The 10864-nt window shown below is 50.6% G+C and carries 15 protein-coding genes; 7 read left to right on the forward strand and 8 right to left on the reverse strand.

Features of this window, described 5'->3' with window-relative positions:
* From Q397_RS0119300 to Q397_RS23490, 7 genes are all read right to left on the reverse strand, one after another.
* On the reverse strand, window positions 1-233 hold a 233-nt coding region (locus Q397_RS0119300; protein WP_028880796.1), incomplete at its 3' end, for a transposase.
* A gap of 201 nt (window positions 234-434) precedes the next feature.
* Window positions 435-710, reverse strand: a complete 276-nt coding sequence (locus tag Q397_RS0119305) for an HU family DNA-binding protein (RefSeq protein WP_028880797.1) — start codon at window positions 708-710, stop codon at window positions 435-437.
* A gap of 145 nt (window positions 711-855) precedes the next feature.
* Window positions 856-1644, reverse strand: a complete 789-nt coding sequence (locus Q397_RS23485; protein ID WP_051610369.1) for a prephenate dehydrogenase — start codon at window positions 1642-1644, stop codon at window positions 856-858.
* Window positions 1645-1899: 255 nt separating this feature from the next.
* Window positions 1900-2451 (reverse strand): GNAT family N-acetyltransferase, encoded by a 552-nt coding sequence (locus tag Q397_RS0119315; RefSeq protein WP_028880798.1) that lies wholly within the window; start codon window positions 2449-2451, stop codon window positions 1900-1902.
* An 11-nt stretch (window positions 2452-2462) separates the two neighbouring features.
* On the reverse strand, window positions 2463-2942 hold the full coding sequence (locus tag Q397_RS0119320) for a hypothetical protein (protein ID WP_156950805.1): 480 nt from the start codon (window positions 2940-2942) through the stop codon (window positions 2463-2465).
* A 57-nt stretch (window positions 2943-2999) separates the two neighbouring features.
* Window positions 3000-3269, reverse strand: a complete 270-nt coding sequence (locus tag Q397_RS0119325) for a hypothetical protein (protein ID WP_028880800.1) — start codon at window positions 3267-3269, stop codon at window positions 3000-3002.
* A gap of 112 nt (window positions 3270-3381) precedes the next feature.
* Window positions 3382-4242, reverse strand: coding sequence for a LysR family transcriptional regulator (locus Q397_RS23490; RefSeq protein ID WP_051610371.1), 861 nt, complete (start codon window positions 4240-4242; stop codon window positions 3382-3384).
* A gap of 132 nt (window positions 4243-4374) precedes the next feature.
* Between Q397_RS23490 and Q397_RS0119335 the strand changes: the two genes are divergently transcribed.
* Together Q397_RS0119335 and Q397_RS0119340 are read left to right on the forward strand one after the other, a co-directional pair.
* Entirely contained in the window at window positions 4375-4725 is a 351-nt protein-coding gene (locus tag Q397_RS0119335; protein ID WP_028880801.1) for a hypothetical protein, read from the forward strand.
* A 95-nt stretch (window positions 4726-4820) separates the two neighbouring features.
* A complete protein-coding gene (locus tag Q397_RS0119340) occupies window positions 4821-5096 on the forward strand; it encodes a hypothetical protein (RefSeq protein ID WP_028880802.1) in 276 nt (91 codons plus the stop codon).
* Window positions 5097-5128: 32 nt separating this feature from the next.
* On the opposite strand, the gene Q397_RS0119345 is transcribed toward Q397_RS0119340, so the two are convergent.
* The gene (locus Q397_RS0119345) at window positions 5129-6502 is read right to left on the reverse strand and encodes a deoxyguanosinetriphosphate triphosphohydrolase (RefSeq protein ID WP_084149136.1); all 1374 of its coding nucleotides are present in this window, start codon (window positions 6500-6502) and stop codon (window positions 5129-5131) included.
* Between the two features lie 173 nt (window positions 6503-6675).
* On the opposite strand from Q397_RS0119345, the gene Q397_RS0119350 reads away from it, so the two are divergent.
* The 5 genes from Q397_RS0119350 to Q397_RS0119370 form a co-directional block, all read left to right on the forward strand.
* On the forward strand, window positions 6676-7200 hold the full coding sequence (locus Q397_RS0119350) for a peroxiredoxin (RefSeq protein ID WP_028880804.1): 525 nt from the start codon (window positions 6676-6678) through the stop codon (window positions 7198-7200).
* Between the two features lie 100 nt (window positions 7201-7300).
* On the forward strand, window positions 7301-8737 hold the full coding sequence (locus Q397_RS0119355) for a dihydrolipoyl dehydrogenase (protein WP_028880805.1): 1437 nt from the start codon (window positions 7301-7303) through the stop codon (window positions 8735-8737).
* 19 nt (window positions 8738-8756) lie between these two features.
* On the forward strand, window positions 8757-9014 hold the full coding sequence (locus tag Q397_RS0119360; protein ID WP_028880806.1) for a glutaredoxin domain-containing protein: 258 nt from the start codon (window positions 8757-8759) through the stop codon (window positions 9012-9014).
* 109 nt (window positions 9015-9123) lie between these two features.
* Window positions 9124-10479, forward strand: coding sequence for a glutathione-disulfide reductase (gene gor / locus Q397_RS0119365; RefSeq protein WP_028880807.1), 1356 nt, complete (start codon window positions 9124-9126; stop codon window positions 10477-10479).
* Window positions 10480-10585: 106 nt separating this feature from the next.
* Window positions 10586-10864, forward strand: a 279-nt coding sequence (locus Q397_RS0119370) for a transposase (protein ID WP_028880740.1), incomplete at its 3' end; no start/stop codon positions are given.

Raw genomic sequence — 10864 nt, forward strand, 5'->3', positions numbered from 1 at the left:
ATCTCCCGTTCCTTCTTCAGAATACGGTTCTCTTTGCGAAGGCGGGTTAATTCTTTCTGAACATCGTCATGCGGCCCCGACATCAAATCATCATGTTTGTGCTGGGCAACCCATTTATTAAGAGTAGAGATACCGTTACCAAGATCCCCAGCCACTTGCTTGCGAGTCAAACCACTGGTGAGGGCAAGCTGGATGGTTTCCGATTTAAACGCATCTGATCTTTTGAGATTCATAAGTTCCTCATGTTGAGCTCAGTCTAACAGAAAGTACTCTCCACTTCATAGGGGCGGGACCAGAAGCTTGAGGCGTTTCTCCTGTGGATGCAAAGCGAAGTTGACATCGCACGATAGCCGAGGAGGGAGACTTTGAAAGGTGTTCTCTTGGCGAGAAAAAATAAGAAGGGGTGATGCGTGATCACCCCTCTTGTCGCATGATTATGCGTTGACTGTGTCTTTCAGACCTTTACCAGCCTTGAACTTAGGCTGTTTGGAGGCTGCAATCTTGATGGTTTCGCCAGTACGTGGGTTACGGCCTTCACGTGCCGCACGTTCTGTTACGCCAAAAGAGCCAAACCCAACCAGTTGAACTGTATCACCGTCTTTCAAGGCGCCTGTGATTGCTTCAAATACAGCGTCAACAGCAGACGTAGCATCAGCTTTAGAAAGCTCAGTTGCAGTAGCGACGGCGGTTACCAGATCATTTTTGTTCATTTTCATATCCTTTAAATATAGGTGGATTGGCTTCATAATGTGTACAGGCTGCTCCTGCAACCCAAATCATCATTAGCATACTATAAATCTGGTGCGGTGACGACGATCACTGTCAGGAACACAATTTTGAGGGTGTGTTTTGCCGTCAACTCGCCAGTTCGGTGTATTTTTCGGGCATGTGACAAGAGGAGTCAAGCTCTATCAAGAGGTTTTGGGCAATGCCAAAGAACTCCTGTCGCACGCTTGCCGCATGTGGATTCTCTTGTTCAATCGCTCTGTAGACCTCAACCGAGTCGTGGCGGACCATATCCACAACCTGTTTTAAAAGCTCGAAACTGGGGGTGGTCATGGTGGTCGGGAAAGGTTCCATCCGTGCGAGGACTTGCCCGATGAGATGGGTCAGTCCTTGCACCACTGCAACATCGCGGTCATGTTGATCGGCCGTGCTGATGATGACGCTTAACTTTAGGGCGCGTTTTAAAAAGGCTGCGATAGGGAATAGCGCATTCCCGCGCACAGGGCACAGGACAATTTTTAGCCCCTCGATACCGTCTTTGCCGCTTTGTGGACCAAACAGGGGATGGGTGGCAATAATGTGCACACTGTCGGGTAAAAGGCGGCTCATCAGCTCCACGGGCTTTAGTTTTACGGACCCGACGTCCAGCACAATCGCATCAGGTTGTAGATGGGGCCGGATACGGATCAAGGCGTCTTTGAGGGCACTGACGGGCATGGCAAGGATCACAAGATCACACGCCGCAACCTCTGTCAGAGAACGAAAACGCACAGATGTATCATTGGCGACAGAGGGCGGCACCATGTGAGGATCGTGGATCAAGAGATCGACGTGGGGGCCGATATGGGTGGCGATCAGGCGACCGAACGCACCAAAACCCAAAAGGCCGACTGTTTTAATATTTTTTTGAATAGACATCGCTTTTCACTGACTTAGCTGCGATATCCGAATATTTTGTATTGTTTAAAAACCGCCGGAAGACGCAGCGGTTAAACAATAGGGTATGTGTCCGCCGTTATGTAAGCGGCGAATAATAGAAAGAGACAAAAAGGGGACATACGTTTTTCATAAGGATGATCTAATCCTTTGTGCGGGGGCTGTCAATCCACTTTTGGCACAAAAAACGACCTGTCTCACGGATGAATGCGCTCCAGGTCGGTTTGTTTATTCGGATTAGCTGGACAGAATGTTGAAGTGATCAACGTTCATGGCAGAGAGTTCAATTTCGTTGATATTGTTGGTGAAGCTCTCGTCATATTCTTCCGCAATCAGACGTTTGCGCATTTTAAAGCCGTCGGCCAATTCCGGGATCTGGATTAGACGATCCGGGCATTCAATGTAGCCGTTTTCGGACAGCATGTGCTGCATGATGCTGTTTTCCAGCGTGATCTCGGCATTCATCTGGCTGGCACCGGATTGCATGGCTTCGATCTCGGCCCAGTTGAGCAGACTTTCCCCGACCCCTTGCTGTCGCAGGCGCGGATGGACACACAAAGCTTTAATCGTCGCGGTTTTCATATTGGGGGTGAAGACACACAGGACGTACCCGATCGGGCGTTCCCCCATTTTTGCAACGATGCAATGGGCAACCTGTGACATGAAATAGCGTTTGAGTTTTTTGCGATAGCTTTGTTTTCTTGAGAAACACAAGTCTTCAAGAAGCATCAATTCAGCCAAATCATCGCTGTTCGCATTCTGATATTGAACTGAAACGATCTGTGTCATTTTCTTCGTCCTTAATGAGGAGAGGGAGGAGGGGGAGGCAGCTCGTTCATCGAAGCGGCTCCGGTGTAGGTGAGGCGCTGGTTTTCTTCTTCCAGTCGGCTCAATCTTTCCAGTATATCAAACACAGTGTAGGACAAGGTGTTGAACTGGGCGGATAGGGTTGCAACCTGCTGCTTTAGCGCATTAATTTCCGCGTCCTGATGGGAGGCGCGCTGGAAAGAGATAATGGTCGCAGCGAGGGCTTGAATTTCGAGTTTCGACAGCTTGCGAGCGTTGCGGGCTTTGAGCTGATTGTGAGTGTCTTCCTGTGTCCAGATGGCGTTGAGCACATTGGGCAGCAGGGTGAAAATTTGTGTGGGGCTGAGCGCACGGCACAGGCGCGACCAGATCATCAGGTCGTCATAGCTTGCTGCACAGGTAAAGCGAGGGTCTGAGGTAAGGGCCTGTTTAACAAGGCGGCTCATATGGTCGCTTTTTGTAAGATGTGACACGGTAACACCTTGGGAAAAGAATGGGGGAGAGGGTTATACACTCCCCCAAGGTCTGTATTATTCGACGATCAATTTGCCTTGATCAATCACAACAGTATTGTCCTCGCCGACGCTTACAGCCGGATCAGGGCTATCGACAAGCTGGACTGTGCACTCGCCGCAGAATGCGGGCAGTTCAGATCCGGCTTCGATTGTAAGCTCTTGTTCTGAGTCGATCAGGACAACGTGGGCGGTATCGTCTTCATTGACCAAGTTCGCGCCAAATGCAGTTGGGGCAAAGCTGAACAAAACACCGGTTAAAACCAGAACAGACAAACCAGTCTTCATTTTTTTCTCCGAAAAAATAGGTCCCGACAATTCGGGTGTATTTGCATTTAGGGGAGAAATGACACTTTTGAAAAGCGAATTATATTGATGGTTAAGTTCAAAAAAATCGAATTTAAATTTGATGGCTTGCGGCTTGTTTCGCGCATTCTTTAAATCCGCCAAACGCCTTTAAAAAACGGGGGTCGTCATTGTCTTCAAGGTAGGCGGCATAAACGGTTCTGGTGAAAAAGGCTTCACTTTCAATAAGGTGCAATGTGCCTTCGTGCAGGTGGGGTTTGACCATGCGCAAGGGTAGATACGTGGAGCCGCCGTTTTTGAGCAGATGTTGCAGCGCCAGCGGCCCGTGGTTCGTCGTCAAGCCGGTGATGGAGCGTTTGGGGAACTCACCCGCATGGTCCATTTTATATTCCGGTCCCCAATCCACGAAGATATAGTTGGCTTGTTCGGGACCATATAGGGTGCGAGAATCGGAGACCAGCACGAGCTTTTCTTCCATGATTTCTTCAATGATCAGGCCTGTGCGGCTTTGTGGAGTGTAAGTGATCACCAGATCCAGTAACCCGTTCAGGAGACGACGCAGCAAATTGTCGCCGGAACCAATCTGTGCCATGACCGCATAGTCCGGCACATTGTCCTGCATCCAATCCAGCCAGTTGACCACCAGATGCTGCCATAAGGTATGTTGGGCACCGACACGTAAGCGGGCTTCAAAGGCATGGGGCAGGGCGATTTCCTGACAGGCTTGCTCCCACGTCTGGATCATTTTTTCGGCAAAAGGTTTAAACTGCAATCCCGCTGGCGTCAGAACCGCACCGGATTTGGAACGTTGAAACAGGGTCTGGCCCAACAGGTCTTCCAATTGTTTGATGCGTGTACTGATGGTGGATTGGGTGACATACAGTCGCTCTGATGCTTTGGCAAAATTCCCCAGCTCGGTGATGGCGAGGAAGGTTTTAGCAAGCGTGATGTCCATCTGCAGGGCCTTGTCCGAAAAGAAAAATCGCAAGGTCTTAGCCTCAAGCCCTTACATTTTGATACTATATGAACATATATTCAGTAAGAAAGAAATATCGTCAATTGATCTTGGGAAAAGGAGCAGCTTGCTTTGAAGACTCGCACATTTAAAACACTTATTCTGGCGTCAGCCTTTATAGGTTTGACAGCAACGGCAGAAGCGAAGGGCGAGCTGGATCAATGCCTTGAAGGGCATGAAAGCTGTATTGCAACCTGTATGGATAAAGAGACGCTGGGATCAAAGTCGGCCTGTGTTGCCCAATGTGCCGTGAGCGAAGCCCAATGTGCCGGGGAAATCGGCCTGAAAACAGGTGAACCCTATATCCTTGATAAAATTGAGGAAATGGAAGGGTTGATCGAAAAATTCCTGAAAGATTTTATGCCGGGCTATCGCAGCACCCCAGAGCCTGACGAAGAAAAGCCTGAAGCCACAAATACCTGAGAGACGAGCTCACCTATTTGAGTGATGCATCTTTAACATGTGAGATGTATGATTCAACCCAAACAATAAGGATAAATCCTTGGCAGGGTGAAACGATGTATCAATCACGACAATATCTGGAAATTTGCGGCAAATATGTCGTGAACCCCTATTCGGAGCAAGAAGAGCTTCATGGGGTGTCACTTCATAAGCTTGTGTGCCATCTACATGAAAGCTGCGCCAACAGCGCGACCGATTTTAAAGCCATCTTGCTGGGGGCGATTGAAAAAGAAATCGGCTTGCAGGACATGCAGAAAGCTTCGATGATTTATCAAAGTATTATGCTAGCCCTGCAAAAGCTTGGGATTGAGCCGGAACAGACAGCCCATTAAGGGAGGTGCAAATAGGCGTCGGGCAACATCGGTTAAATCGAGTTGCCGCGGATGACGTTTGCCAGATTGACGGCTGCGCGATCACTTAAACCAGAGATGAAATCGGTGACTTGCAACAGGGTCTGATAGCGACTGCTGGTGTCGAACGGTTGGTTGTCCATCATGTTCAACAGGCGCATGGATTTCTGACTGACAGCGCTGCGATCCCCCTTGGCTTTTTCCAAATCTTGCATAGCGCCACAAAAACGGCTGAGCAGCACATCCACCAGCTCAAAGCTTGCTGTTTCAATCTCTAGCTTGCGCCGGGTGCCGAAGATGGATTGACCTGCAAATTTCTTACAGGCCTGCGCTTCCTCTGCAAAAGGTGTGACGGCGAGAAGCTCATTGTCAAAGCGGCCGTTTAACAAGTCACTTTCATGGTCCATAAAGGCCTGAACAGTGGCTTTTGTCAGGTTGCTGATGGCTTTGGAACGTAAGAAGCCTAGCTTCTCACTTTCCGATTTTTCCTGATAAAAGTCTTGCGCCAGTAAATCATCGCGGCGCGCTTCGATGGTGTCGCCATGTTTATGGGACCAGGCCAGCGGGGCGAGGTGATGTTCCACATCTCTAAACGAGACACATTCCATGGTCACGCCATCTTCAAGGTCTGCCACGCGATAACAGATATCGTCTGCCGCTTCCATTAGGTAGGCCAACGGGTGACGGCACCATAAAGTGTCTTCCCCGCGTTTGATCAGGCCGAGGCTTTGGGCGATTTCTTCAAACAGGGCTTTTTCGGATTGGCAGAATCCGGCTTTTTTACCCTCAATCAACCGATTTGTGTTGGTTGTGGCATCACCGGGATATTTGGTGAAAGCCCCAAGGGTGGCGTGTGACATGCGAAAGCCGCCATCCGCTTTGAAGTAATCAAGGCGGTTGAGGATGCGAAAACCTTGCGCGTTGCCTTCAAACTTCAGGAAGTCCAGCTTTTCAGCCTCGCTCATGGTGTCATCAAAAACACTGTCGCCGTGATCTTCAAACCATTGCTGGATCGCGGCTTCCCCCGCATGTCCAAAAGGCGGGTTGCCGATGTCGTGGGACAGGCAGGCGACTTGCACGATATAGCCAAAATCATGGGCGGTGATGTGGGCAGGCAGCTCTGTGCCTTTCTCCAACAATTTACGACCCACGCCAAAACCGAGGGAGCGTCCGACGGAGGCCACTTCGATGCTATGGGTCAGGCGGGAGCGTACGCGCCCCCCCACCGAAAGGGGGTGCACTTGGGTTTTATCCTGCAAGCGACGAAAAAAGGAGGAAAAGGTGATTCTGTCCAAATCCAGCAGAAACGGGCTTTCTTCGCGACCGGTTGGGGCATTGGCGGCTTCACCAACACGTTTTGTGGACAGTAAATCATGCCATTTCATCATATTTTCATCTCCTTATAGGGGCGGGACACAGTAGAATGGTTGGGGTTCAGAGATAAATAGGAAAAATTTATCACTGCTATTGAAATAACTCATTTTACTAATTTATCGAGAGCGCCTATCTTCTTCTCAGCAAACAAACACACACTTTTACAAACCAACTGGAGATTTGATCCATGACTAAACAAGTTCCTTCTACAGTATTCAAAACACGCGTTCGCAACGAAGCTTTGGGCGGCCCGAACCCATTTGAATGGAAAGACCTGTCCACTGACGACGTGTTCAAAGACAAAAACGTTGTTCTCTTCTCTTTGCCGGGGGCGTTCACACCGACATGTTCGACTTCTCACCTGCCGCGTTACGAAGAACTGTACGAAGAATTTAAAGCTGAAGGCGTTGACGCTGTTGTCTGCTTGTCCGTGAACGATGCGTTCGTCATGTTCCAGTGGGGCAAAGCACAGGGTGCAGAAAACGTCTTCTTGCTGCCAGACGGCAACGCAGAATTCACCCGCAAAATGGGTATGTTGGTTGACAAATCCAACCTCGGTTTCGGCATGCGTAGCTGGCGTTACTCCATGTACGTTGAAAACGGCGAGATCAAACAGATGTTCGTTGAAGACGGTTACGAAGACAACTGCCCAACCGATCCGTTTGAAGTGTCCGACGCTGACACAATGCTGAACTACCTGAAAAACCGCTAAGTCCACCCGACTATAGCGTGAGAGGAAGAAGTCACGTTCCCCTCGTATCTCCAAATGACTTCTTCCTCTTTTTCTTCTTCTTTCAAGGAAAGCCGATCACATGAGCAATAAAAAAGTAGATGTCGCCATCATCGGCGCCGGCACCGCAGGTATGGGCGCCTATCGTGAAGTTATCAAAAAGACCGACAGCGTTGTCCTTATTGAAGGCGGCGAGTACGGCACCACATGCGCCCGCGTTGGCTGCATGCCGTCCAAACTGTTGATCGCAGCGGCAGAAGCGGCTCATTTTGGTCAACATACCCAGCCGTTCGGCGTGACCTATGACAAGCCGGTGATTGATGGCAAAGCCGTCATGAAACGGGTACGTGATGAGCGTGATCGCTTTGTCGGCTTCGTGAAAGAAGATGTGGAAGATTGGAACCCGGATCACCGTATCCGCGCCTATGCAAAATTTGTCGATGACCATACGCTGGAACTCAGCAATGGGGACACCATCGAAGCGGATCGCATTGTCATTGCGACAGGATCCAGCACCTTTGTTCCGCCGCCCTTTAAAGCGTTTGGGGATCGTTTGATCATAAATGATGACGTCTTTGACTGGGACGATCTGCCAGACTCCGTTGTTGTTTTTGGCGCTGGCGTGATTGGTCTGGAACTGGGCCAAGCCCTTAGCCGCTTGGGTGTGCGCACCAGCCTGTTTGGGCGTGACCATCTGGTCGGTCCCTTAAGTGATGATGTGGTGAAATATAAAGCGCGTGAAACCTTTATGGAAGAATTCCCCTTCCATCCGCATGGCGAGGTGACACGTATGGAAAATGTCGGTGACGGCGTTGAGATCGATCATATCGTCGAGGGCAAAACCCTTACCGAAAAATATGACTATGCGCTGGTTGCCACAGGTCGCCGTCCCAATGTGGGCAAGCTGGGGCTGGAAAACACCTCTGTTAAACTGGATGAGCGCGGGGTGCCGACTTTTGTGTTGGCAACAGGTCAGACAAGCGTTGGTCACATCTTTATTGCCGGTGATGCAGGCAACAATATCCCCTTGCTGCACGAAGCGGCAGATGAAGGCAAGATCGTTGGCTATAATGCGGCACGTTATCCCCAAATCCGTGCCTTTACCAAATCCTCGCCTATTGCCGTGATGTTTAGTGATCCCCAGATCATGATGGTCGGGGAAAGTTATAAAGCCCTGATGGAACGTGAGGCGGACTTTGCCGTCGGGTCTGTGGACTTTAAAGGGCAGGGGCGATCCCGCGTGATGTTGGTTAACAACGGTATCCTGCGGGTGTATGGTGAACGCGGTACAGGTCGTTTCCTGGGTGCAGAAATGATCGGCCCGAAAGCGGAACATATTGCACACTTGTTGGCTTGGGCGCATCAGTCCGGCCTGACGGTCTCAGAAATGCTGGACCGTCCATTCTATCACCCGGTTGTGGAAGAAGGTGTACGCACCGCCCTTCGTGACCTGAATGCGGCCTTGAACATGGGCCCGGTTTCTCCCGCACGCTGCATTGATTGCGGCCCCGGCGGTTAATGAGAAGGAGAGTTTAAAAATGAGCGTAGAAATTTACACAAAAGAAAGCTGCATGTTCTGCCAAAAGGCAAAGGCCATGTTTCAGGAAAATGGCATCGCGTATCAAGAACATGATGCCAGCACCTCGGCTAAGTTTAAGGCCATGCAGGAACGTATCCCGGACGCAAAGACAGTGCCGCAGATCATCATTGATGGTCATTTGATCGGCGGGTTTGATGTGCTGGATCAATATAAAGATGCAATCTTCGCCAAGTTAAAGAAAACGGCAGAAGGTTAAATCCATAAATTCACGCGATCGTGACGGGCGTCAGGGCTTTATGCCTTGACGCCTTTTGTGTTGTGCTTATCTTGAAGGGCAACTTGTATTTTTTAGATAGAGGCTCCTTATGTCCCACGATTATGATTACGACCTTCTGACCATTGGCGGCGGCTCCGGCGGGGTACGTGCTTCGCGCATGGCAGCGCAAAAAGGCGCACGCGTTGCTGTCATCGAAGAAGATCGCGTCGGCGGGACATGCGTTTTGCGCGGTTGCGTCCCCAAAAAACTGTTGGTCTATGCCTCTGAATATGCCGGGCACTTTGATGATGCGGCAGGCTTTGGCTGGTCTGTTGGGGACCGGGAAATCGATTGGCCTAAACTGATTGCCACCAAAAATGCCGAACTGGACCGCCTGAACGGGATTTATAACAACATCCTGTCCAACAACGGTGTGGAAACTATTATCGGGCGCGGCACGGTCGTTGATGCCCATACGGTGGAAGTCGCAGGTAAGCGCTATACAGCGAAAAACATTTTGATCGCCGTTGGTGGCTGGCCGAGCATGCCGCAAATTCCGGGGATTGAGCACGCGATTAGCTCTAACGAAGCGCTGGATTTGCCGAAATTGCCCAAAAGCATGGTGATCGTGGGGGGGGGGTATATCGCGGTTGAATTTGCAGGCATCTTCGCCGGAATGGGCGTTGAGGTCACAGAAGTGATCCGCGCGGATCATTTGCTGCGCGGCTTTGATATGGACCTGCGTACCCAGTTGGAAGCGGAAATGACCAAGCGCGGCATCAACATCCTGCCCCACACCACCATTGAAGCGATTGAGAAAAACGGCGACAGCTACACCCTGACGCTGGGCAATGGCGATACCATGGAAACAGGCGCCATCATGTACGCCACAGGCCGCGCGCCGAAAACACAAGGGCTGGGGCTGGAACAAGCGGGCGTAAAAACGGCTGCGAATGGCGCTATTGTGGTGGATGAAAACTTCCGCACCAACGTGGACAGCATCTTTGCCATCGGGGATGTGATTGACCGTGTGGCCTTGACGCCGGTTGCCTTGGCGGAAGGTATGGCGCTGGTGAATTACCTGTTTGGGCCGGAAACCAAAGCGGTTGATTACGAAAATATCCCATCTGCCGTCTTCTCCCAACCGCCTTTGGGCGTTGTTGGCCTGACGGAAGAGGAAGCGGTGGCCCGCTACGGCGCGGTTGATGTCTACACATCCGGCTTTAAAGCCATGAAGCACACGCTATCAGGCCGTGATGAACGTACTTTCATGAAACTGATTGTAGACCCAAAAACCGACAAGGTGATTGGCGCGCACATGATGGGACCGGATGCGGCAGAGATCATGCAAGGCATCGGCATTGCCATGAAGTGTGGCGCAACCAAAGCCCAGTTCGACGCCACCATCGGCATCCATCCAAGCGCAGCAGAAGAATTTGTCACCATGCGTGAAAAACGCGGCTAAGGCAGTGCAGATTGAGAAAAAGAAAGCCCCGTTGTTTTTAACAGCGGGGCTTTCAGATTGCTGACAAAGGTCTCGCCTTGGCGAGGCCTTTGTGATTCAATGAGGAATGCTTAAAAAACGCGGTCCTCAACAAACGGAACTTGAGATGGTCAGTCTGGATAGTCTGGTTCCGTCCAACCATCTTTTGCGCAAAATTGATGCGCATATTGATTTCAGTTTCATTCACGACAAAGTGGCGCCTTTATATTGCGCCGATAATGGTCGACCTCCGCTTGATCCGACTATGTTGTTTAAGGCTTTACTGGTCGGTTATCTCTTTGGCATTCGCTCCGAGCGTCAGTTGGTGCGCGAGATTGAGGTCAATGTGGCCTATCGCTGGTTTCTG

This window comes from Terasakiella pusilla DSM 6293, from assembly GCF_000688235.1.
GTDB lineage: Bacteria > Pseudomonadota > Alphaproteobacteria > Rhodospirillales > Terasakiellaceae > Terasakiella > Terasakiella pusilla.

Excerpts from the sequence above, each read along its gene's own strand:
- Q397_RS0119315 (WP_028880798.1), bottom strand. The coding sequence starts at position 2,451 with ATGACACAGATCGTTTCAGTTCAATATCAGAATGCGAACAGCGATGAT.
- Q397_RS0119305 (WP_028880797.1), bottom strand. The coding sequence starts at position 710 with ATGAACAAAAATGATCTGGTAACCGCCGTCGCTACTGCAACTGAGCTT.
- Q397_RS0119350 (WP_028880804.1), top strand. The coding sequence starts at position 6,676 with ATGACTAAACAAGTTCCTTCTACAGTATTCAAAACACGCGTTCGCAAC.
- Q397_RS0119345 (WP_084149136.1), bottom strand. The coding sequence starts at position 6,502 with ATGATGAAATGGCATGATTTACTGTCCACAAAACGTGTTGGTGAAGCC.
- Q397_RS0119325 (WP_028880800.1), bottom strand. The coding sequence starts at position 3,269 with ATGAAGACTGGTTTGTCTGTTCTGGTTTTAACCGGTGTTTTGTTCAGC.
- Q397_RS0119360 (WP_028880806.1), top strand. The coding sequence starts at position 8,757 with ATGAGCGTAGAAATTTACACAAAAGAAAGCTGCATGTTCTGCCAAAAG.
- Q397_RS0119355 (WP_028880805.1), top strand. The coding sequence starts at position 7,301 with ATGAGCAATAAAAAAGTAGATGTCGCCATCATCGGCGCCGGCACCGCA.
- Q397_RS23490 (WP_051610371.1), bottom strand. The coding sequence starts at position 4,242 with ATGGACATCACGCTTGCTAAAACCTTCCTCGCCATCACCGAGCTGGGG.
- gor (WP_028880807.1), top strand. The coding sequence starts at position 9,124 with ATGTCCCACGATTATGATTACGACCTTCTGACCATTGGCGGCGGCTCC.
- Q397_RS0119340 (WP_028880802.1), top strand. The coding sequence starts at position 4,821 with ATGTATCAATCACGACAATATCTGGAAATTTGCGGCAAATATGTCGTG.
- Q397_RS23485 (WP_051610369.1), bottom strand. The coding sequence starts at position 1,644 with ATGTCTATTCAAAAAAATATTAAAACAGTCGGCCTTTTGGGTTTTGGT.